Here is a 20,441-nt window from a genome sequence, read left to right as displayed (position 1 = left end):
GCCGCGCAGCAGGTCACACGTTGAGCAGCAGGTGTTCGCGCTCCCAGGGGGAGATCACCTGCAGGAACTCTTCATATTCTGCGCGTTTCACGATGGCATAGACCCGCGCAAACTCAGGGCCGAGCACTGCGTGCAGCGCCTGCGCCTCTTCGAAAAGATCAAGCGCAGAGCCCAGAACCTGCGGTATATCACCATCGCCCTCATAGGCGTCGCCTTTGAATTCCGGCTTTGGTTTGCGTTGATCGGTCAGGCCGAGATAGCCGCAGGCGAGGCTTGCCGCGATCCCGAGGTATGGATTGCAGTCCATACCGGCGAGCCGGTTTTCGACACGCCGGGCGGCAGGGCTCGCCAGCGGCACCCGGATACCCGTGGTGCGGTTGTCCCGGGCCCATTCAAGATTGATCGGTGCCGCACTGTCTTTCACGTAGCGCCGGTAGCTGTTCACATAGGGCGCAATCACAGCCATCGCATCGGGCATGTGGTTCTGCAGCCCGGCGATGAAATGGTAAAATTCGTCGGTTTCTTCGTCATCCGGTCCGGAAAAGATATTCTCTCCGGTCTTTGCATCGAGAATCGAATGATGAATGTGCATGGCCGACCCGGGCTCGTCCGCGATCGGTTTGGCCATAAACGTCGCAAAGCAGTCGTGCCGGAGTGCGGCTTCGCGGATGAGCCGTTTAAAGTAGAAAACCTCATCGGCAAGTTTCACCGGATTGCCGTGGCGCAGGTTGATCTCAAGCTGTCCGGCACCGCCCTCCTGGGTGATTCCGTCGATCTCAAAACCCTGAGCCTCGGCAAAATCATAAATATCGTCGATGACAGGGCCGAATTCATCCACGGCGGTCATAGAATAGGCCTGGCGGGCGGCGGCGGGCCGGCCCGACCGGCCCATCATCGGTTTGATGTCGTGTCCGGGGTCGGTGTTGCGGGCAACGAGGAAAAACTCCATTTCCGGCGCCACAACCGGCTTCCAGCCTTTTTCTTCATAGAGCTGGCAGACGCGGCGCAGCACATTGCGCGGGCTGCAGGCCACAGCCTCGCCGTTGCGGTCAAAGGCATCGTGGATCACCTGCAGCGTCCAGTCACCGGTCCAGGGTGCGGCAGTTGCGGTGCTCATGTCCGGGCGCAGAACCATATCACGTTCGATGAACCCGTCCTCGCCGGCCGCTTCACCCCAGTCGCCGGTGATGGTCTGATAAAAGATGCTGTCAGGCAGGTGAAAGTATTCCTGGCGTGCAAATTTCGTCGCCGGCACGGCCTTGCCGCGCGCAATGCCCGGCAGATCGGAAATGATACACTCCACCTCATCAAGCCTGCGCCCTTCAAGATAGGCCTGCGCCGCCTCCGGCAGCCCGTCGGTCCAGTCGCTCATCGCGTCCTCGCTTTCGTGAAAAAATCAGCCATCGTCCGGGCCACTTCCATCCGGTCGGTCGGCTGGTCAAGCAGTGCGGAAGCGGCCTCAAGCAGATCATCCGGCACAACGCCTTTGCCTCGGGTGCGGATCAGCCCGTCAATGAAATCAGCGTCATATTCGGGATGCGGCTGAATGGTCCAGAACGTATCGCCATAAAGCAGTCCGGCGTTTTCGCAGAAGGCGGTGCTGGCAAAGACTTCGGCCATTTCGGGGCGTTCGGTGACCTGATCCTGGTGCCACGCGTTTATCGTAACGGTTTTGCCGTCCATCTGATATCCGGTGCGGCCGACCGACCATCCGCCGGCAAATTTCTCAACCCGGCCGCCCATCGCCTGGGCGATGATCTGATGGCCGAAACACACGCCGATCATTGGCTTGCCGGCCGCCCATGCCGCGCGGATGAACTCTTCAAGCGGGGGGATCCAGTCGTGATCTTCATATGCGCCGTGCTTTGAGCCGGTGATCAGCCACCCGTCTGCTGCGTCAATGCCGGGCGGAAACTGCCCGTCAACGACGGCCCAGCCTTCGATCTCAAAGCCGTGACCCTCCAGCAGGCGGGCAAAATACTGATCATACGCGCCGTTTTCGCGCATGTTTTCGGGCGGATGCCCGGTGACGAGAACACCGATTTTCATATCACCTCCGTGTCTTCACACTGTATCGAGATATATGGTTACCTGCTCCGACGGTGTCAGTTCCTGCATATAATGCAGCTCCTGGCGTTTGGTCAGAACAAAATTGCGCACAAGCTCCGGTGAAAAAATCCGCGCGATTTCGGAACAGCCCTCAAAGGTATCGATCGCGGTTTTCCAGTCCCCTGGTATCTGCGGAAGGTCGGCCGAATAGGCATTGCCGGTGATCGGGGCAGGTGGCTCTTTGCCATCCTCAATACCGTTGATCGCAGCCCCCAGAACAGCAGCCAGCATCAGATAGGGGTTCACATCCCCGCCCGATACACGGTGTTCGATGCGCCGCGCCGCAGGTGCGCCCGAGGGAATGCGGATCGCTGAAGTGCGGTTTTCATAGGCCCATGAAATGCCGGTCGGCGCGTGACTGCCCGGCACCATCCGGTCAAAGCTGTTGGCGTGCGGCGCAAAGACCAGCGCCGAGCCCGGCATTGCGTTCAGACAGCCCGCCACCGCGTAGCGCAGCATATCGGTACCCTCGGGACCACCGTTGTCAAAGACATTATCGCCGTTTTTATCCAGCACCGAGAAATGCACATGCAGCCCCGAGCCCGAATAATCCTCATAGGGTTTGGCCATGAAACTCGCAGCAAACCCGTGCCGGCGGGCGAGTCCTTTGACCAGCATTTTGAAAAGCCAGGCATCGTCGGCGGCGCGCAGCGCGTCATCACAATGCATCAGGTTGATCTCAAACTGGCCCAGACCAGACTCCGAGATGGCCGTATCGGCCGGAATGTCCATCTCCTCGCAGGCGTCATAAAGATCGGTGAAGAAGGTGTCGAACTGATCGAGCGCACGGATCGACAGGGTCTCGGCCGCCTTACGGCGGCGTCCTGAGCGCGGGCTCACGGGCACTTCAAGCGTGCGACCGGAATCGTCGATCAGAAAAAACTCAAGCTCAACCGCGCAGACCGGTGTCAGTCCGCGTGCCTTAAACCGGTCGAGCACCGCACGAAGCGCATGCCGCGGATCGCCTTCATAGGGTTTGCCGTTCTCATGAAACATCCAGATGGGCAGAAGCGCGGTCGGCGCATCCAGCCAGGGCATGGGCATAAACCCCCGCTCTGTGGGTTTCAGCACACCGTCACGGTCGCCGGAATCAAAAACCAGCGGGCTGTCGTCGATATCTTCCCCCCAGATGTCGAGGTTCAGCACCGACATCGGGAATCGGGTGCCGTTGCTTACAACGGTATCGGCGAAGCGGGCGGGAATACGTTTGCCACGGGCCTGTCCGTTCAGGTCAGAGGCGGCCACACGAATCGTGCGGACATCGGGGTGTTTGCGGAGCCAGTCTTTCATATCTCACCAGTGTTAAGGCAGCACGCTCAGCGCGGCCTGCGCCCTGAATGCCCGTTTCTGATGCAGACCGCCAGAGGAATTTGATCAAATTATATGAGACCGTCCGGATTGCAGCCGCCGAAGGCTTCCGGGCGGTGGTTTTCAGCGGATGAAATTAGGCCGTACACGCAGTTTTCTGCGCGTATGCTGTGGCAGGTGGCGGTTGAGCCGGGCGTTGATCAGGCCAAACAGGCTGACGATCACCAGGGTCAGCAGAATGAAATACATCGCAAGGATCGGATAGGCGATGAAAGGGTTGAACGTCTTGTCGGCAAAATAGCTCGCGTAATAGAGCGCGTCGCCCCGCTGCTGCCAGGCCGGAAAGCCGGAAAAGAATACCAGCGCTGTGGACTGAAAAAGAAAGATCGCCTCGTTGGTATAAGCAGGCCAGGCCAGCCGCAGCATGGTGGGCCAGATGACACGTTTAAAACGTGGCCAGCCCGACATGCCATAGGCATCGGCTGCTTCTGTGTCACCCTTCGGGATCGACTGCAGCGCTCCGTAAAAGATCTCGCCTGTGTAGGCGGCGGTGTTGCAAAAAAGGACAATCAGCGCGCCCAGCCAGGCCGCGGTGAACGGATCAAAGAAGGGGTAATTCGATTTGAGGCTGAGAAAGAGGAAATAGCCGAAGAAAAACTGAATAAAGAGCGGTGAGCCGCGAAAGATGAAGATGAACCATTCCGACGGTTTACGGACCAGCCTCTTGGATGACGCTTTGCCCACGGCCAGTGCGGTCGCGAAAAAGAAGCCCAGGGCAAGGGCAAAGAAACCGAAATAGATGTTCCAGATCATGCCGGAGCCGATGAGCGTAAACTGCTGGCACAGGGTAAAATCTTCGCGCGGGAGCAGGCGCTCACCAATCCCGATGGATCGCAGGCCGTAATCCTGAATAGTCTGCCAGCAACTCACGCGGAAAAGGCCTTCTGCAGAGGGCCAGGCAATGTACAGGCGGAGTAGCGGAGTGTACCGGTCATGCTGCGGCCTTTCGCTGTGCTTCGCCGCCGGAGGTGGCCTGGCCGTGGGTCAGGCGTTGCATCAGGCGCTCCAGTACCACCTCTGAAACACGCGTGAAGGCGAGATAAAACACCAGCAATGCGAGGAAATACCACATCCGCCAGTCGCCGTGCGGGTAATCTGTGAAGCGCGAGGTTTTGGTGCCACCCAGTTCGCGGGCCCAGTACACGATGTCCTCGATCCCGAGCAGAAACAGAAGCGGTGTTGCCTTGATCAGCACCATCCAAAGATTGCTGAGCCCGGGCAGCGCATAAACCCACATCTGCGGCACCAGCACGCGCCAGAAAATCTGGCGCTGCGTCATACCGTAGGCGCCCGCGGTCTCAAGTTGCGCATGGGGCACCGCCCGCATCGCGCCAAAAAGAACGTTGGCGGCGAAGGCCCCGAAAACAATGGAAAATGTCAGAACAGCCAGAGAAAACCCATAGGTTTCGTGCACCCATTGCGGCGCATCACCGAGCGGCATTTTGGCCGCCTGACAGACGACAAAGTCGTTGCCCTGGCGGATCGGTTCAGACCAGTCGCGGCAAAGGGCTTTGTGACGCAGATATTCGATACCCTGATCGAGTGCGATCACGAAAAAGAGGAAAAACGCGATGTCGGGCACGCCGCGTACAAGCGCGATATAGCTTTTGCCGAACCACCTGAGCGGCGCCACCGATGAGCGTGCCGCCGACGCCCCTGCAAATCCGAAACCCAGCGCCACCGGGGCGGTGACCGCCAGAAGCAGCAGGACGGTGAACACAGACGTATAAATCGACATGTGTTTGCCGGTCGTCAGGTAGCAGGCCATCCATGGCAGGTCCGTCAGGACGCTCGGGTCTGTGCAGAAGCTGAAAATTGCGGACCTCGTGGCGGCTGAGCGGAGGAAAGGATCAGGCGCGGGGGCCGCAATATGCGGCCCCCGTCAGGGCGGATCAGAAAGCGCCGCCGATTTCCCATTTGTCGAGCAGCGCGTTGAGCGTGCCGTCATCCTTCATGGACTGAATGGCCGCATCAAACTTGTCACGCAGCTCCGTGTCGCTTTCACGCAGGCCCATGCCGATGCCGCCACCGATCATTTCCTCCTGCTCAAGGAACATCAGATCCGCGTCGTCAGCCTCAATCGGCGTGAGAAAGGCTTTGTCTGCGAGCACCGCGTCCGCCTCACCGTTTTTCACAGCAGCGATTGTTTCTTCGGGCGTTGCGAATTCGACAAGCGTCGCGCCGGTGTCCGCAATGAACGCGGCCTGAATGGTATTGGTCTGTGCTGCAATGACGCCGTTGGCAAGGTCAGCATCGGCCGAGAGGACCAGATACGCCGAAGGGTCGGGCAGGGTGTAGTTCTGTGTGAAATCAATGACTTCATCACGCTCGTCGGTGATCGACATGCCGGCGATGATGGTGTCGTAGTTGCCGGATACGAGGTTGGGGATAATGCTGTCCCACTCGTTGGTGACCCACTCACATGTCAGCTCGGCGCGGGCGCAGAGTTCATCGCCCAGTTCACGCTCAAAACCGTCCACTTCGCCGGCGTCATTGATGAAGTTATAAGGAGGGTAGGCGCCCTCGGTGCCCATACGGATCGTTTTGCCGTGGCCGTCCGCAAAAGCGACGCCTGCCGTCAGCGCAAGGACTGCCGTGGTCAGGATAAGTTTATTCATTGGTGATACTCCCGTTTGTTTTTTGGGTTGGTTACGCTGCCTGGGTTGCCGAAAGGAACCCCCGCAGACGTTCTGAGGAAGGCGCGCCGAAAAGCTTTGCCGGCGCGCCCTGTTCTTCGATCAGACCCTGATGCAGAAAGACCACGTGGTCCGACACATCAGCGGCCAGTTTCATGTCATGCGTGACGATCATCATGGTCCGGCCTTCGGCGGCCAGATCCTTGATGACACGCACAACTTCCTGCTCCAGCTCAGGATCCAGGGCAGAGGTGGGTTCATCGAACAAAAGCGCTTCGGGCTCCATGCAGAGCGCGCGCGCGATGGCTGCCCGCTGTTGCTGGCCACCTGAAAGCTGCGCGGGATAGGAATCGCATTTGTCACCGATACCGACTTTCTCAAGATAACCGCGGGCGGCCTTTTCGGCCTCGTCGCGGTCCCGTCTGAGTACGGTCACCGGTGCCTCCATGACGTTTTGCAGAATGGTCATATGCGCCCAGAGATTGAACTGCTGAAACACCATGCTGAGGTTCGTCCTGATCCGCAGCACCTGCGCTGCATCGGCAGGGCGGCGGTTATGTCCGGTTCCTTTCCAGGTCACCGGTTCACCTTTGAAGATGACCTCGCCCTCCTGGCTGTCCTCAAGCAGATTACAGCAGCGTAGCAGCGTCGATTTGCCTGACCCGGAAGATCCGATCAGCGAGATCACATGACCCCGGGGGGCGGTGATATCGACGCCCTTTAACACCTCAAGCGCGCCGTAGGCTTTGTGAAGCCCCTGAATTTCAATAACCGGTGCTGGAGTGGTCAAGGCAGGTGTCTCTGTTCTGTTTCGATGGGGTATATGCAGTGAGTTTTCTTACTTTTGCAACGCGTAATGCGGATCCGGCGCTTTTGCGTAAGAATATGGGCGCCGGATGCACGTCATAAGGGCGGAACAGGTTCTGCGAGATAAGCCTCGGGGGGGATAAAGACCACATCGCGCAGCATCAGACAGTCGCGGTCCGCAGCGGAAAGGCCGGCCACAGCGTTGCGGAGGCAGGCCAGCATACGGGCCGCATCCTGCCCGGGCCCGGTGATGAACGGCAATCCGGGGGTTGGTCGCGTGCTGGCCAGCACCCGCAGGTCATCCGCCACCTGTTCGTCCCGGCAGATCAGCGTCCAGGTGACAGCGTCAAGGGAGGCCAGATCGGCATCAGCGGCTGCAACCGCGCGGGCCGAGTTGAGATGCCCGCCGGTCTCCAGAACGTTGTCTGCAAAGCTGAAATCAAAGTTGTTTTCCGCAAGATGCCCTTCGATTGCGGCCCATCCCGACTGGGAACGCACGTCGTTGCGGGCAAGTGTCGCGCCCCGGAACTCCGTCAGCAACTGACGCGGATCGTCTTTACGCACAACGATAACTGACCGGTAATAGCCTGGCGGGCATCCGGTGAGCCCGTGATCCGGCGTGCCAACCAGATTCACCCGGTCGTGCAGCTCCGTGCGGAACGGCAGCCCGCAGGTCTGCGACAGCACAAGGTCCGGGTCCTGCCAGGTCAGATGCGGGTCGGTTGTGCGGTCAAGGTCCGGCGGGGCACCGGGCAGCTGGTCACGGATCAGCGCCCACAGCCTGTCATTGGCCTGTCGCGTGGCAGGCGTGTCATACATCGGCAGGCTGGCCGTCATGTCCCGTTGTCGACGGACTGGCGGACCAGCGCCGAATCGCGGTCGCTGATGCCAAGAAAATTGCTGACCATCCGCACGAGCGCATCCTCTTCCTGTGCCCGGTCGCCGTCGGCCAGTACAACCTCCCAGAGTGCCCCCAGTACGGCGCGCCGCTCTTCATAGGGCACGGCGTCTTTGATCGCGCGGGTAAAGCGGACCGTGTCAGGCGCTTCCGCCTCAAGGGCTTCGGCCTCGTTGCGCAGCGCCGAGGTGCCGCCGGGCCCGAGCCCGTAGCGCCGCGATACAATCGCATCAATACGCGCCTTTTCCCGGTCTGAGTAATCATTATCAGAGCGTGCGACCCGTACGAGCAGTGCGGTCAGCGCCAGACGGGCATCCTCGTCGGGCAGCTCAGTGTCATCAGGCTGTGTCAGCCTTTTCAGAAGTTCTCCAAACATGGCGGGGATATTAGCGCATTTTGCGCAATCGCCAATGTCAGTTTTTGCGCAAAGCGGATTCCCTTGCGGCAGCAATATCTTCGTCTGTCAGACCCAGGGCCGTCTCGATCGCCATCAGCTGAACCTCTTCGTCATCGTCGCGCGCTCCGTCGGCAAGCGCCACCGACCACATGGCATCCGCCAGCGATTTGCGATCCGCATAGTCCACCTCGTCGCGCAGGATCTGAGCAAATTCCGGCGTGCCCGGTGCGTGCCGTTCCAGAGCCTCGCAGGTGGCCCGCAGTTTTGCGGCCTCCAGCGGTTTCAGCCCGAAGGTGGCGCTGAGGATGCGGTCGATCTGGCCAACTTCCGATGCCTTATAGTTATGGTCCGCCATCGCCACACGCACCAGCAAAGCGCCAAGTGCCAGCTGGGCATCCGGTTGCGGCAGGGGCTCAGGGCTCTTTTTGCGACGGGGAAAGAGGCGTTCAAACATGACAGAGCTCCGCTGTCTGAAAATCCAGGGCTGCTTTCGGGACGGTCAAAGGGTGCGCGGGCAACCGGTTTGCGATCGGTAAGGCAGGCGACGGGGCCGGAGGACAGGTGGATTTCGCACGCGGACATCGGGTCGTTATGAGCACAAACGGGGCGGACAGCAGGTACATGCCTTATCCTGCCACGGACGATGCCGGGGTCAATCTTTTTTGCGCTCATTCAGCAGCTTTGCAAAACATGTGCTGAGGCGCGCGGCTTCCTCTGCCAGCCCCCAGGGCGGGTTGATCACGAAAAGCCCTGATCCGACCATCCCGTGACCCGGGCGGGCAGGGGGGAAGCTCACTTCATGGCAGAGGGCGTCAGGCCGGCTTTTCTTCAGACTGCGGACCATGCCGGCCTGAGCGCCCGATGTCAGGACCGGATACCACAGAACGATCAGGCCGACGTTCCAGGCACGTGTGATGCGCGAAATATGCCCGGGGATTTCGGTATAATCGCTTTTCTGCTCATAGCTCGGATCGATCATCATCATCCCCCGACGCGGTGTCGGCGGGACCAGAGAATGCGCAAGTTCAAATCCGTCGCGGTGATAGCATCGTGCCGTTGATGCCGACGTCGCATATTCCAGTGCTGCAAATTCACCGGGGTGCAGTTCCGCCAGGTGCAGCGTGTCGCCGGGCCGCAAAAGCTGCGTGGCTATGAGCGGGGATCCGGGATAGGCGCGGGGACCGCTGATGTCGCGCTGTGCCACGAGCACCCGGCTGTAGGGGTGAGCCGGCGGAAAGAAATCCGCAACCCTGTCAATACCCTGAGCGGCCTCTCCGGTTTTTAAGGCAGCATCATCCTCAAGATCGTAAAGCCCGCGCCCGGCATGCGTTTCGATGCAGGAGAGCGGTTTATCCTTTGCCGTGAGGTATTCGAGGATCCATGACAGGAGCCCGTGTTTATGCACATCGGCAAGGTTTCCGGCGTGATACATATGTTGATAGCTCAGCATCTGCCCGGTGTAGCGGATGATCCGACAGGCGCAAGAGTGCACAGCAGCAGATGCCCGGGACTGCTTTGCCGTAGCTGTCCCTGGCTTCAGGGGGTCAGCTGATCAGACGCAGTGCCGCGGACCTGATTGCGGCCAGATCACCGGGCGCAGAAGTGCCGCGCGACAGAACCCTCAGACCGATCACAAGTGACATCAGAGAGGTCGCGGTTTCTTCGGGGTCAACCGTTCGGGGGATACGGTCCTCCGCCTGGCCCCTGCGGATCATTTCGCTGAAAAACGCCTCCACTGCACCAAGCGACTCCTGCACGATCTCTTTAACGCTGTCGGGCTGATGCGGCAGTTCAAGCGCCGTGTTCACCACCAGGCATCCGCGGTAATCCGCGCCCGAGGTGGCCTCGGCAATCAGGTGATCAAAGAAACAGGAGATTGCAGCAACCGGATCGTCGTTCTGCGCAAGATCATTCAGCAGCGCGGCCCGGTTTGTCCGGTCATAGCGCCGGAGAGCCCGTGAAAAAAGCTCGCGTTTGGACCCGAAAGCATTGTAAAGGCTGCCCTTATTAATGCCCATGCCATCGATAAGGTCAGACATGGACGTGCCTTCGTAGCCCTTGTCGATAAAGATCGCGATGGCCTTATCGGTCACATCATCAATGTCGAATGACTTCTCCCAGGGCACGTCAGAATTCTCCTTCGTATCTTGATATAGAACTGTAGACCGATCGTTCAACACGATTTAGTGACTGTGTAGACCGATCGGTACATTATCCCTGTCTGGATTTGTACCAAGTGGTATAAACCCGGACGGAAAGAGACCAATGACGGATTGTCAGACCCATGCGCCAGAGACCGCACCCGCCGCCGCCCGCCCGGTTCCGGCACGCGCGCAGCTGGCAAATGGATGTGTGCCCGGTCTGCTCGCCGTGATGGCTGAAGCGCCTGCGCTGGCGGAGGGCTATGCGACCCTGTCGCCGATCTTTGAAAAGGCTGAGCTGAGCGAGACAGAGCGGCAGATCATTCTGATGACCAACACCCGGCTGACCGGGTGTTCCTTCTGTATGGTCGCCCACACGACGATTTGCGGAAGGAAGGGTGCGCCGGACGATGTCATCCGGGCCCTGCGCGCAGGAACCGAACGCGGCGACCCGAGGCCTGAAGCATTTTGCCGGTTCGCTGTGGTGATCAACGAGACCCGTGGCTGGCCGTCAGATGGGGAGGCCGAGGCGTTTCTCGGCGCCTGATACAGCCGCAGGATCATGCTGGAGGTGATCCTTGGTACATCGTTTGAGGTGATGTCAAACTACACCAACCACATCGCGGCAACTCCGCTGGATGACGCATTCAGTGCGAAGCCCTGCGAGGGTTCCGGTCACGCAGCCGCCAGCTGAAAATGAGCCAGTATTACGGAAAATCCGCCCTGATGGCAGTAAATTCGAGGCATCAGAGGGTAACCAAATAGTCTTTTTCGAACATATCCTGCCACCTTTTTACATAAATAGGGTCAATGATTTACGTAATACAATGATCGCCTGCACCGATCCCCGGTGCGGGCTTTCCTGCAGGTGTATTGTTGATAAAAACATACAGACGGACCCGGATTTAGGGTGCCTTCCCCTGTTTCAGAGCTTTTCATGGCGCAGAAAATTATGCCCTGTTAGCCACTGCATTGGCGCGGTCACGGACCTTAAACGAGGCGGGAGATTTCTTTGGCTGCGCGGATGAAATCTCGAAAGAGCGGATGCGGATCAAACGGTTTTGATTTCAGCTCCGGATGGAACTGCACCCCGATAAACCAGGGATGATCCGACCATTCCACGATCTCCGGCAGCTTGCCATCCGGGGACATGCCCGAAAAGCACAGGCCTGCTGCCTCAAGCTGTTCGCGATACTTGATATCGACTTCATAGCGATGCCGGTGCCGCTCATCGATGGACGTTTTCCCGTAGACTTCCGCGACCCGCGAGCCTTCCTTCAGCACGGCGTCGTAAGACCCGAGCCGCATGGTGCCCCCTTTGTCGTCACCCACTTTGCGGCTGACCCGCGCGTTACCCTGTACCCACTCCTTGAGGTGGTAGACCACGGGTTCAAATCGCTTTTTACCGGCTTCATGATCAAATTCCTCGGAACCCGCCGCGGCGATATCGGCAACATTGCGCGCTGCCTCGATGACTGCCATCTGCATGCCCAGACAGATACCGAGATAGGGCACTTTGCGGGTGCGGGCGAATTCGGCCGCCTTTATCTTGCCCTCGGTGCCGCGTTCTCCGAACCCGCCGGGTACGAGGATCGCGTGAAACCCTTCCAGATGAGGCGCGACATCCTCAGCCGCGTCAAAGATTTCTGCATCCACCCATTCGACCTTTACCCGAACGCGGTTGGCCATGCCCCCGTGTGTCAGCGCCTCGGCAATCGATTTATAGGCGTCCTCAAGCTGCGTATATTTGCCCACAATCGCAACTTTGACCTCACCCTCCGGGTTGTGAACCCGGTCGGAAACATCATCCCAGACGGTCATATCCGGCCGCGGGGCAGGGGAAATATCAAACGCATCCAGAACCGCCTGATCAAGACCCTGCGCGTGATAGGCCAGTGGCGCGTCATAGATCGTCGACAGGTCATAGGCGGCCACGACGGCTTCCTTACGCACGTTACAAAAGAGCGCAATTTTCTCGCGTTCCTTTTCCGGGATCGGCTGCTCGGAGCGGCACACAAGGATATCAGGCGCGATCCCGATCGATTGCAGTTCTTTGACCGAGTGCTGCGTCGGCTTGGTTTTCAGCTCACCCGATGCGGCCAGATATGGCAGCAGGGTCAGATGCATAAAGATACACTGCCCGCGAGGTTTATCATGGCTGTACTGGCGGATGGCTTCGAAAAACGGCAGGCCTTCAATGTCGCCCACCGTACCGCCGATCTCGCAGAGCATGAAATCCACCTCGTCATCGCCGATATCAAGGAAGGATTTGATTTCGTTGGTGACATGCGGCACGACCTGAATGGTCTTGCCGAGGTAGTCGCCGCGGCGTTCTTTTTCGAGCACGTTGGAATAGATCCGTCCCGATGATACCGAATCCGTCATGCGGGCGGGCACGCCGGTAAATCGCTCATAGTGGCCCAGATCCAGATCGGTCTCTGCGCCATCGTCTGTGACAAAGACCTCGCCGTGCTCGAAAGGTGACATCGTGCCCGGATCGACGTTGAGATACGGATCAAGCTTGCGCAGCCTCACCGAAAACCCGCGCGCCTGCAACAGAGCCCCCAGAGCCGCTGATGCAAGCCCTTTGCCCAGCGAAGAAACCACACCGCCGGTGATGAAGATATAACGTGCCATGCTCTGAAAGCTCCCGTGTCGTCAGCAGAGACCGCGCAGACCCTGGAAAACCAGTAAAATCCGTCCGGGCGGGCCATGAAATTTCACAGCACCACGGGATTTAAGGGTATCAGGATTCGCATATCAAAAGCAAGCCACACCGCAACATGATGTTGCGCCTTACGTGCCTGCCGCAAGGTCTGGTTGGTTTTATTCGAGGGTTGGCACCAAAGGCGCATTGTCACCCGGTGCCGGGGGCAGCAGATCGTCGCCTTCGGGTCCTGCAGGAGACGCGGGCTCGTTCAGCGCCGGCGGGGTCACGCCCAGGCGGTCCACAACCGAAGATCCGGAGGCATTCTCGGCTGCAAAAATCGTCAGCGTGATCGAGGTGCAGATAAAGGCAATCGCCAGCAACCAGGTCAGCTTGCCCAGCGCAGTTGCCGCGGCACGCCCTGATACGGCACCACCGCCGCCGCCGCCCATGCCCAGACCACCGCCTTCGGAGCGCTGAAGCAGCACGACTGCGATCAGGCTGAGCGCGAGAATAAGGTGGACGATCAGGACGACGTTTTCCATGGAAACCTTCGGGCTGTGGTTCGGGCTTTCGGGGTATCTAGGCAAGTTTGCCCCGGCTCGCAAGGGAGGAATGCGCAAAGGGTGCTTGTGGTGGTGCTGCGCTGCCTGCTCCGGTTTTTCCGGTAGATAGCACCGGACCGCAGGGTCAGCCAGATGCACGATGCCCGGACGCTGCCGCCGGGGGCGTGTCGCAGAATATCAGGGTTTTACAGGGAAAGACCGTCGCGCGAAGCAACGGTCTTTTGGAAGCAATGTGTTCTCGCGCATGCTCTAAGAGGTTTATCCTGGAAATGAGGCGCTACAGATGTGCTTCCCTGCGACGATCATAGCACGAAATAGACAGATCCGGATGCGATTGTTTTTGTTGTCCCGCGGCATGTTACGGGGCAGGTCCGGAACCTCCCTCAGAATCGGGTCTGCCCTGCTGGACATTCATGGCGGCGCGTTGTCATGATGCGCCATGCCGCATGATCATTCCGACCACCCGCACAGCCTTCTGCCCTCTGATCCTGCTTTGCGGGTCCGGACCCTTGAGACGATCCTCACACGCAAAGGTCTGGTTGATCCGAAAGCGCTGGATGAGATCATCGATACCTATGCTCACAGGATCGGCCCCCGAAACGGCGCGCGCGTCGTCGTCAGGGCCTGGACCGATCCCGCGTTCCGCAAAGCGCTCATGGATGACGCCACCCCGGTAGTGGCCGAAATGGGCTATTACGGGCGTCAGGGAGAACATATGGTGGCAGTTGAGAATACCGACGAGGTGCACAACATGGTCGTTTGCACACTCTGCAGCTGTTATCCGTGGCCGTTGCTGGGCATACCGCCCGGCTGGTACAAATCAGATGCCTACCGGGCCCGGGCCGTGCGCGAGCCCCGCAAAGTCCTGGGCGAATTCGGAGTTACACTGCCGGCCGGCACGGCCGTGCGGGTCTGGGATTCCACAGCCGAGGTCCGTTATCTTGTAATACCGCAGCGCCCGGATGGCACCGACGGGATGTCGGAAGAAGAGCTGATGGCGTTTGTGACCCGCGACAGCATGATCGGAACCGGCCTTGCAGGACGGGCAGCATGAGCCGTCCGCATGATATGGGCGGGCGTTTCGGCGACGGTGCGGTCATCCCGGAACCGGAAACGCCGGTGTTTCACATTGACTGGCATCCTCGGGCTCTGGCGCTGACGCTGGCCTGCGGGGCGCTGGGCAAGTGGAATATTGACGTCTCCCGTCACGCGCGTGAAAGCCTGTCGCCGACTGACTATGCGCGGTTTTCATATTACGAGAAATGGATGGCCGGTCTTGCGGACCTGCTGGCGGAGACCGGTCTGGTGAGCCGCGAAGAATTGTCCGGTCAGGCACCGGTTCAGAGCGGAACAAGCGACAGGATGCTCACGGCAGACCGCGTGGCAGGCGTACTTGCGACAGGCGGGCCTGCGGACCGGCCATCTGATATCGCGCAGCAGTTCGCACCCGGGGACGCTGTGATCACGCGGCGGAAAAACGGTAACCGGCTTGTCGACGGGGGTCACACCCGGCTGCCAGCATATGCGGCCGGTGCGCGCGGGCGCATTCTGCGCTTTCACGGAACGCATATCCTGCCCGACAGTTCTGCACATCATCTGGGCGATGCCGCCGAGCCGCTTTACGCCGTGGCGTTCCCGGCCTCCGAGCTCTGGACGCATCCTGAACATCCCGGCGACGAAGTGGTTCTCGATCTGTGGCAGAGCTATCTGGAGGTTGCCCCATGAGCGCGCCTGAACCGGCTTTTTCAGAGCCCTGGCACGCGCAGGTTTTTGCCCTGACCGTGCATCTCAGCGAAGCGGGACATTTCACCTGGCCCGACTGGGCGCAGGCTTTCGGCGGGACACTCAAAAGTCACGGCCTGACCCGCGAGCTCGACGGCGGCCCGGATTACTTCAATGCCTGGTTGGAAACCCTCGAAAGCATGCTCACAGACCGCGGAATGGCCGCCCCGGGTGAGATCGCCCGCATCAGAGCGGGCTGGGAAGCGGCCTATCTGAGCACGCCACACGGCGCACCGGTGCAGCTGGCGGATTAGCGACGCGGGCGCGAGGTCAGCCCTGCTTTGTTGAGAAATCGCCTGAAGCTTCCCCTGGCCGGCAGGCGCGGCAGTCGCAGCTTCGGCTTGCCTGCGAGCCGGTCGAACTCATGCATGTCGATCACGCGTTCGGCGCAACCGCAGCCCTCGCCAAGGCCGACTTTGGCATAATAGAACTTCTGGAAATCTTCCGGCCGGTCTGTTTTTGCTCTCATTTCAGGCTCCCTTGCTGCGATACTGACATGTGACGCGGCGCAGGGCCAGTCCTCCGCGGGTGCCGGGACAGTGGCTCACTCATCAACATCGTCCATATCGGCCTGTCCCGAGAGCGCGCGGCGGACATGACTCCAGCTCAGACCGATGCCAAGCACCAGCGACAGAGCAAAAAGACCCAGCCAGACGTTCATGCCGGGCTGTGCAAGATCGATAAAACCGATGTCGTGCAGAACCCAGATCACCGCAGCCACGATCGCCAGAACCAGCGTCATGCCGAGCCCGCCGATGGAGCGCAGCGTTGCGCGCAGATAAATCACATAGCCAACTGTCAGAAGCAGGCCGGCCAGCACGGCAACAGAGAGGTTCCGGGCGCCGTAATCGCGCACCCACTGCACGTAATTATACTGCGTCGGATTGAAGGTCGCGGCCAGCAGAACGAAGGCAAAAAGCCACCGCGTGAGAAATCCCATTGCATCCATAATCGTACCTGTCACCCCGCGTTGCCCGCAAATATCGTCCGGTGCCGCAAAATGTCCATGGCACACCGGCACCACCATGGTTATACCGGCGCCGGTTTAACCCGGATGAAAAGGACCCGCTATGGCCAATGTTGTCGTTGTCGGCGCCCAGTGGGGCGATGAAGGAAAAGGCAAAATCGTTGACTGGCTCAGTGAGCGCGCCGATGTAATCGCGCGGTTCCAGGGCGGGCACAATGCGGGCCATACCCTGGTGATCGACGGCAAGGTCTATAAACTCAACGCACTGCCCTCGGGTGTGGTGCGGGGCGGGAAGCTTTCGGTGATCGGCAACGGAGTTGTGCTGGACCCGTGGCATCTTCTGAATGAGATTGAGGCGATCCGCGCGCAGGGTGTTGAGATCACGCCGGAAACATTGATGATCGCAGAGAATACACCGCTTATCCTGCCCATCCACGGGGAGCTTGACCGTGCCCGCGAAGAGGCCGCCAGCAAGGGCACCAAGATCGGAACGACCGGGCGCGGCATCGGGCCGGCTTATGAGGATAAGGTCGGCAGGCGTTCTGTGCGGGTCGCCGATCTGGGTGATCCGGCGACGCTTGAGGCGCGGGTGGACCGCGCGCTGCAGCACCATGACCCGCTGCGCCGTGGTCTGGGGATCGAGCCTGTTGACCGTGACGCTCTGCTGGCAAAGCTCATCGATGTGGCACCCGGCATCCTCGAATACGCAGCCCCTGTGTGGAAGGTGCTCAACGAAAAACGCAAAGCCGGCCGCCGGATATTGTTCGAAGGGGCGCAGGGTGCGCTGCTCGACATCGATTTCGGGACGTATCCTTTCGTGACCTCCTCCAATGTGATCGCAGGCCAGGCCGCGACCGGCGTGGGCCTTGGGCCGGGTGCCGTTAACTATGTGCTGGGAATCGTCAAAGCCTATACGACGCGGGTGGGCGAGGGGCCGTTCCCGACGGAGCTTGACGACGCGGACGGCCAGCGTCTGGGCGAGCGCGGCCACGAATTTGGCACCGTGACCGGGCGCAAACGGCGCTGCGGCTGGTTTGATGCCGTGCTGGTGCGCCAGACCTGCGCCACTTCGGGTGTCACGGGCATTGCGCTCACGAAACTCGACGTGCTTGACGGGTTTGAGACGTTGAAAATCTGCGTGGGTTACGAGCTGGACGGCACCCGGATGGATTATCTGCCGACGGCTGCGGATCACCAGGCGCGCTGCACCCCGATCTATGAAGAAGTGCCCGGCTGGAGCGAATCCACCGAAGGCGCGCGCAGCTGGGCAGATCTGCCGGCCAATGCGATCAAATACGTCCGGCGGGTCGAGGAGTTGATCCAGTGCCCGGTCGCTCTACTCTCCACCTCACCGGAGCGGGAAGACACGATTCTCGTGACAGATCCATTTGCCGACTGACGGCGCAATGTGAGGTTTTATGACGCTGAGTTACAAGGCGCGCCGCCGCCTGTCCCTGCTGATCCTGCTGATCGGCCTGCCACTCTACATCATCGTTGCGGTGAACGTGGTCGCCTGGCTGGACCGGCCGTCCATTCTGGTCGAGCTGGTGGTCTATGTCATTCTTGGTATCGTCTGGGCGATCCCCTTTAAGTTTGTCTTCAAAGGGATAGGCCAGGCGGATCCGGATCAGGACCAACCCTGATCTCACGCTCCGTAAGTTAATGAAACAGACAAGCCGACCCCCGGGGCCGGCTCATTCCACGCCGCGGCATGTCTTTGCCTGACCGGCGGTATGTCAGCCGGCGGCTCGGGCATCCGGTTTAAAGCCAATGTCTTCTGAGGCCGCAAAACGTCCGCCCTTCATTTTCTCGATCTTGCCCGACCGCAGAAGCTGACCAAAGCTGCGCAGACCGTCTTCTCGGGTGAACTCCGAGCCTTCTGAGGCCTGGCGCACACGGGTCATCAGCTGTGGGCGCGAGAAATCCTCCTGCCCTTCGACAAATGACATATAGGCGGCTGCCGCTTCCAGCAGATCCGGCAACGAAGTGGCACCCATTTCGGAGGCAAAGGCGGCAAAGCCGGTGTCCTCTGAGAGCTCTTCATCTTCATGCACTGTGGCGGCGATCCGGCGCGGGGCAACCGGGCCGCGCGCATCATCAGTATCGACCCGCTGTTCCGCGACCAGTTTCAGGGGCGCAGTGCTTTTATCTGTCGGTCGGTTCGTGCCGATGCCATCGCTGACAGGGCGTCTTGGACGCACAACCTCGGCAAGATCACTGCGGTAGGCTTCTGCGGTTTCTTCAGCTTCTGCATCGGAACCCATTGTTTTATCGGCAAAGCGAGCGGCGACGGCAGCGCGCAGATGGGCAAAGGCACTGCGCCGCGTTGCCCCTTCGGGTTCTTCCATCTGCTGGTCGGCCTCAGCCATCAGCCGGGTCACATCATCACCGCTGACACCGCTGATGTCAGGCAGGTTGGCACGCCCTGCGTGGCCATGGGCGTCCGTGTCGGATTGATCGCGGGCCTCGTCGCCGGCTTTGTCGTCTTCACTGAGTTCTTCCAGTTCACCGGTTTCCAACGCATCTTCAAGCTCGGAGGCACTGACTTTCATCACACGACCGGTGAGGGCGGGCTCTTCATCTTCCGCAATCGGCTCTTCAGCAGGATCGCCCGCCTCAACTTCATCGTCGACGTCACTGCCGCCTGAGGATTGCCGCTCTTCCGCGTCGGAAACATTCTCCGCATCCGGAGCGTCGTCAGCGGTATCATCCCACTGATAAGCGTTTTCCGGCAGGTGCTCTGATGCAAACGTCTCTTCATCGTCCTCGTCGGACAGATCTTCAGCATCCTGGTGAAGTTCTTCTGCTGCACCCCTGTCTTCGGCGGTCAGTGTGTCGTCATTTTCGGGCTGTTCGGGCAGATCATCTTCGGTAAGTTCATCTTCCGTGAGAATCAGATCTTCGTTGCGTCCCGTACTGATCATCTCCTCAGGCGCCGGGACGAACCCGTCCGCGTCGGTTTCGACCATCTCCGGGTCGTCCTCGTAAAGAGCGTTCTGGTCTGTCTCGTCGTCTTCGGCAGTTTCAAAAAACTGCGGGCTGAAGGTGATCTGGTCTTCCCCGCCCTGCGCGCTGTCGTCTTCGGTGTCATCGGAGGCGTCAACGCTGGCCGCCATGTCACTCTCTGCCGTGGCGCCGGCTTCAATGCGGCTCAGAACCGCGCTGAGGTCATCCTCTTCTTCGGCTTCATCCTCAGAATCCGCCTGCTCGAGTAAATGGTCATCAGCATCCAGCGCGGATTCAATGTCCCGCGCGACTGCGGACAAAGGGTCCTCTGATACCGCCACCCCGTCGTCCTGAGGCAGCTCTGCGTCGTCCTGAACACCCATCGCTTCAAAGCTCGGGGCAGAGGCTGCAGCAGGCACACTCTCCTCTTCGTCGTAGATGCCGGTGGTTTCGGTCACGACGACCTGCCGGGAAACGACCGCGCGGATCCGGGCAAGCCGGTCCGTGATGCTGTCTGCGCCGGGGGCTCTGGCGGTCTCAGCGACCGGGCCCGGCGGCGTGTCCACTTCGTCCTCAAACCCGGTTTCTGCCGGGGTGGTCCCGGCAGCAGGGACCGGAATGCCGGCCGCAAAAAACTCATCAGCGCCTGACGGCGCTTCGGCACCAACGGGCGCGGAATGAGCCGTGTCGATGGCAAAGGGCTGCGCCGGCTCGGCCTCGGAAAGGTGGGCGGGATCCTCCGGTGGCTGCGGCGCTGGCGAATACGTACCCTGCCAGGGCGCGGATCCGGCTGTTTCAGAGGCCACGGCGGATGCAGCGACGGGCGGCACCGGCGCGGGTTCGGCGGCGGGCGCGTCGCTCCGGGCGGTTTCTTCATGCGCTTTGAGCAGGATGCGGCCTTCATGCTCGCTTGCTTCTACCCTGCGCGACATTTCGCGGCCGGCAATGCGGGCCAGCATATCGGCGTCAGGCTGCGGCGGTTCTGCTCCAAAATAGCGGTCATCAGCCGCAAGATCCCGGAAATACTCGGCAATGGCCTTCATCGTTTCGAAACTGTCGTCGAAACCTTCCAGCGTACATGAAAATGTTCCATAAGAAACTGTCAGGATCTTGTTATTGTTGATCATCGGATGCTCGTCCTCTGCTTTTATCAACAAGATATTTACCAAGATGGCAG

24 protein-coding genes are annotated in these 20,441 nt (G+C 60.0%); 7 read left to right on the top strand and 17 right to left on the bottom strand.

The window, feature by feature from the left end:
- Positions 1 to 13: 13 nt before the first annotated feature.
- The 12 genes from G3256_RS13365 to G3256_RS13310 form a co-directional block, all read right to left on the bottom strand.
- A complete protein-coding gene (locus G3256_RS13365) occupies positions 14 to 1,372 on the bottom strand; it encodes a glutamine synthetase family protein (protein ID WP_169641293.1) in 1,359 nt (452 codons plus the stop codon).
- Positions 1,369 to 2,049 (bottom strand): type 1 glutamine amidotransferase, encoded by a 681-nt coding sequence (locus G3256_RS13360; protein ID WP_169641292.1) that lies wholly within the window; start codon positions 2,047 to 2,049, stop codon positions 1,369 to 1,371. Before G3256_RS13360 ends, G3256_RS13365 begins: the two co-directional genes overlap by 4 nt.
- 15 nt (positions 2,050 to 2,064) lie before the next feature.
- A complete protein-coding gene (locus tag G3256_RS13355; protein ID WP_169641291.1) occupies positions 2,065 to 3,399 on the bottom strand; it encodes a glutamine synthetase family protein in 1,335 nt (444 codons plus the stop codon).
- Positions 3,400 to 3,540: 141 nt separating this feature from the next.
- Positions 3,541 to 4,347 carry an ABC transporter permease gene (locus G3256_RS13350; protein ID WP_169641290.1) on the bottom strand — a complete coding sequence of 269 codons (807 nt, stop codon included), beginning with the start codon at positions 4,345 to 4,347 and terminating at the stop codon, positions 3,541 to 3,543.
- Positions 4,348 to 4,408: 61 nt separating this feature from the next.
- Positions 4,409 to 5,293 carry an ABC transporter permease gene (locus G3256_RS13345; protein ID WP_206040826.1) on the bottom strand — a complete coding sequence of 295 codons (885 nt, stop codon included), beginning with the start codon at positions 5,291 to 5,293 and terminating at the stop codon, positions 4,409 to 4,411.
- Positions 5,294 to 5,369: 76 nt separating this feature from the next.
- Positions 5,370 to 6,095 (bottom strand): transporter substrate-binding domain-containing protein, encoded by a 726-nt coding sequence (locus G3256_RS13340; protein ID WP_169641288.1) that lies wholly within the window; start codon positions 6,093 to 6,095, stop codon positions 5,370 to 5,372.
- A 31-nt stretch (positions 6,096 to 6,126) separates the two neighbouring features.
- A complete protein-coding gene (locus G3256_RS13335) occupies positions 6,127 to 6,903 on the bottom strand; it encodes an ABC transporter ATP-binding protein (protein ID WP_169641287.1) in 777 nt (258 codons plus the stop codon).
- Between the two features lie 113 nt (positions 6,904 to 7,016).
- Positions 7,017 to 7,757, bottom strand: a complete 741-nt coding sequence (locus G3256_RS13330; protein ID WP_169641286.1) for a phosphate/phosphite/phosphonate ABC transporter substrate-binding protein — start codon at positions 7,755 to 7,757, stop codon at positions 7,017 to 7,019.
- Complete coding sequence (locus G3256_RS13325; RefSeq protein WP_169641285.1) at positions 7,754 to 8,194, bottom strand: tellurite resistance TerB family protein; 441 nt, start codon at positions 8,192 to 8,194, stop codon at positions 7,754 to 7,756. Before G3256_RS13325 ends, G3256_RS13330 begins: the two co-directional genes overlap by 4 nt.
- A 37-nt stretch (positions 8,195 to 8,231) precedes the next feature.
- On the bottom strand, positions 8,232 to 8,669 hold the full coding sequence (locus G3256_RS13320) for a tellurite resistance TerB family protein (protein ID WP_169641284.1): 438 nt from the start codon (positions 8,667 to 8,669) through the stop codon (positions 8,232 to 8,234).
- A 198-nt stretch (positions 8,670 to 8,867) separates the two neighbouring features.
- The gene (locus G3256_RS13315) at positions 8,868 to 9,665 is read right to left on the bottom strand and encodes a 23S rRNA (adenine(2030)-N(6))-methyltransferase RlmJ (RefSeq protein ID WP_169641283.1); all 798 of its coding nucleotides are present in this window, start codon (positions 9,663 to 9,665) and stop codon (positions 8,868 to 8,870) included.
- 94 nt (positions 9,666 to 9,759) lie between these two features.
- The gene (locus tag G3256_RS13310; RefSeq protein WP_169641282.1) at positions 9,760 to 10,341 is read right to left on the bottom strand and encodes a TetR/AcrR family transcriptional regulator; all 582 of its coding nucleotides are present in this window, start codon (positions 10,339 to 10,341) and stop codon (positions 9,760 to 9,762) included.
- Between the two features lie 139 nt (positions 10,342 to 10,480).
- On the opposite strand from G3256_RS13310, the gene G3256_RS13305 reads away from it, so the two are divergent.
- Together G3256_RS13305 and G3256_RS19330 are read left to right on the top strand one after the other, a co-directional pair.
- Positions 10,481 to 10,903: a carboxymuconolactone decarboxylase family protein gene (locus G3256_RS13305; protein ID WP_206040738.1), complete on the top strand. Its 423-nt coding sequence runs from the start codon at positions 10,481 to 10,483 to the stop codon at positions 10,901 to 10,903.
- A gap of 15 nt (positions 10,904 to 10,918) precedes the next feature.
- Positions 10,919 to 11,050: a carboxymuconolactone decarboxylase family protein gene (locus G3256_RS19330; protein ID WP_281359587.1), complete on the top strand. Its 132-nt coding sequence runs from the start codon at positions 10,919 to 10,921 to the stop codon at positions 11,048 to 11,050.
- Positions 11,051 to 11,346: 296 nt separating this feature from the next.
- Here G3256_RS19330 and pyrG read toward each other — a convergent pair whose 3' ends face one another.
- Together pyrG and secG are read right to left on the bottom strand one after the other, a co-directional pair.
- On the bottom strand, positions 11,347 to 12,993 hold the full coding sequence (gene pyrG / locus G3256_RS13300; protein ID WP_169641281.1) for a CTP synthase: 1,647 nt from the start codon (positions 12,991 to 12,993) through the stop codon (positions 11,347 to 11,349).
- A gap of 189 nt (positions 12,994 to 13,182) precedes the next feature.
- Complete coding sequence (gene secG, locus G3256_RS13295; protein WP_169641280.1) at positions 13,183 to 13,548, bottom strand: preprotein translocase subunit SecG; 366 nt, start codon at positions 13,546 to 13,548, stop codon at positions 13,183 to 13,185.
- Positions 13,549 to 14,008: 460 nt separating this feature from the next.
- Here secG and nthA point away from each other — a divergent pair, with 460 nt between their 5' ends.
- The 3 genes from nthA to G3256_RS13280 are packed head-to-tail and all read left to right on the top strand — an operon-like array spanning position 14,009 to position 15,605.
- A complete protein-coding gene (nthA, locus tag G3256_RS13290) occupies positions 14,009 to 14,623 on the top strand; it encodes a nitrile hydratase subunit alpha (protein ID WP_169641279.1) in 615 nt (204 codons plus the stop codon).
- On the top strand, positions 14,620 to 15,294 hold the full coding sequence (nthB, locus tag G3256_RS13285; RefSeq protein WP_169641278.1) for a nitrile hydratase subunit beta: 675 nt from the start codon (positions 14,620 to 14,622) through the stop codon (positions 15,292 to 15,294). The genes nthA and nthB overlap by 4 nt, the downstream gene beginning before the upstream one ends.
- Positions 15,291 to 15,605 (top strand): nitrile hydratase accessory protein, encoded by a 315-nt coding sequence (locus G3256_RS13280; protein WP_169641277.1) that lies wholly within the window; start codon positions 15,291 to 15,293, stop codon positions 15,603 to 15,605. Before nthB ends, G3256_RS13280 begins: the two co-directional genes overlap by 4 nt.
- On the opposite strand, the gene G3256_RS13275 is transcribed toward G3256_RS13280, so the two are convergent.
- Positions 15,602 to 15,820 (bottom strand): hypothetical protein, encoded by a 219-nt coding sequence (locus tag G3256_RS13275; protein WP_169641276.1) that lies wholly within the window; start codon positions 15,818 to 15,820, stop codon positions 15,602 to 15,604. The two genes, G3256_RS13280 and G3256_RS13275, sit on opposite strands and share 4 nt — an antisense overlap.
- 75 nt (positions 15,821 to 15,895) lie before the next feature.
- Positions 15,896 to 16,291, bottom strand: a complete 396-nt coding sequence (locus G3256_RS13270; RefSeq protein WP_169642442.1) for a DUF6524 family protein — start codon at positions 16,289 to 16,291, stop codon at positions 15,896 to 15,898.
- Positions 16,292 to 16,421: 130 nt separating this feature from the next.
- Here G3256_RS13270 and G3256_RS13265 point away from each other — a divergent pair, with 130 nt between their 5' ends.
- Positions 16,422 to 17,717: an adenylosuccinate synthase gene (locus tag G3256_RS13265; protein ID WP_169641275.1), complete on the top strand. Its 1,296-nt coding sequence runs from the start codon at positions 16,422 to 16,424 to the stop codon at positions 17,715 to 17,717.
- 19 nt (positions 17,718 to 17,736) lie between these two features.
- A complete protein-coding gene (locus G3256_RS13260) occupies positions 17,737 to 17,961 on the top strand; it encodes a DUF2842 domain-containing protein (protein WP_169641274.1) in 225 nt (74 codons plus the stop codon).
- Positions 17,962 to 18,054: 93 nt separating this feature from the next.
- On the opposite strand, the gene G3256_RS13255 is transcribed toward G3256_RS13260, so the two are convergent.
- Entirely contained in the window at positions 18,055 to 20,391 is a 2,337-nt protein-coding gene (locus tag G3256_RS13255; RefSeq protein WP_169641273.1) for a hypothetical protein, read from the bottom strand.
- Between the last annotated feature and the right edge of the window lie 50 nt (positions 20,392 to 20,441).

The sequence above is a fragment of the Roseobacter ponti genome (assembly GCF_012932215.1).
Classification (GTDB): domain Bacteria; phylum Pseudomonadota; class Alphaproteobacteria; order Rhodobacterales; family Rhodobacteraceae; genus Roseobacter; species Roseobacter ponti.
This window is presented reverse-complemented; position numbering and strand designations above follow the sequence as displayed.

Coding starts and splice junctions, on each gene's coding strand:
- G3256_RS19330 (WP_281359587.1), top strand. CDS start 10,919: ATGCTGGAGGTGATCCTTGGTACATCGTTTGAGGTGATGTCAAACTAC.
- G3256_RS13305 (WP_206040738.1), top strand. CDS start 10,481: ATGACGGATTGTCAGACCCATGCGCCAGAGACCGCACCCGCCGCCGCC.
- G3256_RS13325 (WP_169641285.1), bottom strand. CDS start 8,194: ATGTTTGGAGAACTTCTGAAAAGGCTGACACAGCCTGATGACACTGAG.
- nthB (WP_169641278.1), top strand. CDS start 14,620: ATGAGCCGTCCGCATGATATGGGCGGGCGTTTCGGCGACGGTGCGGTC.
- G3256_RS13255 (WP_169641273.1), bottom strand. CDS start 20,391: ATGATCAACAATAACAAGATCCTGACAGTTTCTTATGGAACATTTTCA.
- G3256_RS13315 (WP_169641283.1), bottom strand. CDS start 9,665: ATGCTGAGCTATCAACATATGTATCACGCCGGAAACCTTGCCGATGTG.
- G3256_RS13355 (WP_169641291.1), bottom strand. CDS start 3,399: ATGAAAGACTGGCTCCGCAAACACCCCGATGTCCGCACGATTCGTGTG.
- G3256_RS13365 (WP_169641293.1), bottom strand. CDS start 1,372: ATGAGCGACTGGACCGACGGGCTGCCGGAGGCGGCGCAGGCCTATCTT.
- G3256_RS13275 (WP_169641276.1), bottom strand. CDS start 15,820: ATGAGAGCAAAAACAGACCGGCCGGAAGATTTCCAGAAGTTCTATTAT.
- G3256_RS13340 (WP_169641288.1), bottom strand. CDS start 6,095: ATGAATAAACTTATCCTGACCACGGCAGTCCTTGCGCTGACGGCAGGC.
- secG (WP_169641280.1), bottom strand. CDS start 13,548: ATGGAAAACGTCGTCCTGATCGTCCACCTTATTCTCGCGCTCAGCCTG.
- G3256_RS13260 (WP_169641274.1), top strand. CDS start 17,737: ATGACGCTGAGTTACAAGGCGCGCCGCCGCCTGTCCCTGCTGATCCTG.
- G3256_RS13330 (WP_169641286.1), bottom strand. CDS start 7,757: ATGACGGCCAGCCTGCCGATGTATGACACGCCTGCCACGCGACAGGCC.
- pyrG (WP_169641281.1), bottom strand. CDS start 12,993: ATGGCACGTTATATCTTCATCACCGGCGGTGTGGTTTCTTCGCTGGGC.
- G3256_RS13280 (WP_169641277.1), top strand. CDS start 15,291: ATGAGCGCGCCTGAACCGGCTTTTTCAGAGCCCTGGCACGCGCAGGTT.
- G3256_RS13360 (WP_169641292.1), bottom strand. CDS start 2,049: ATGAAAATCGGTGTTCTCGTCACCGGGCATCCGCCCGAAAACATGCGC.
- G3256_RS13320 (WP_169641284.1), bottom strand. CDS start 8,669: ATGTTTGAACGCCTCTTTCCCCGTCGCAAAAAGAGCCCTGAGCCCCTG.
- G3256_RS13270 (WP_169642442.1), bottom strand. CDS start 16,291: ATGGGATTTCTCACGCGGTGGCTTTTTGCCTTCGTTCTGCTGGCCGCG.
- G3256_RS13265 (WP_169641275.1), top strand. CDS start 16,422: ATGGCCAATGTTGTCGTTGTCGGCGCCCAGTGGGGCGATGAAGGAAAA.
- nthA (WP_169641279.1), top strand. CDS start 14,009: ATGCCGCATGATCATTCCGACCACCCGCACAGCCTTCTGCCCTCTGAT.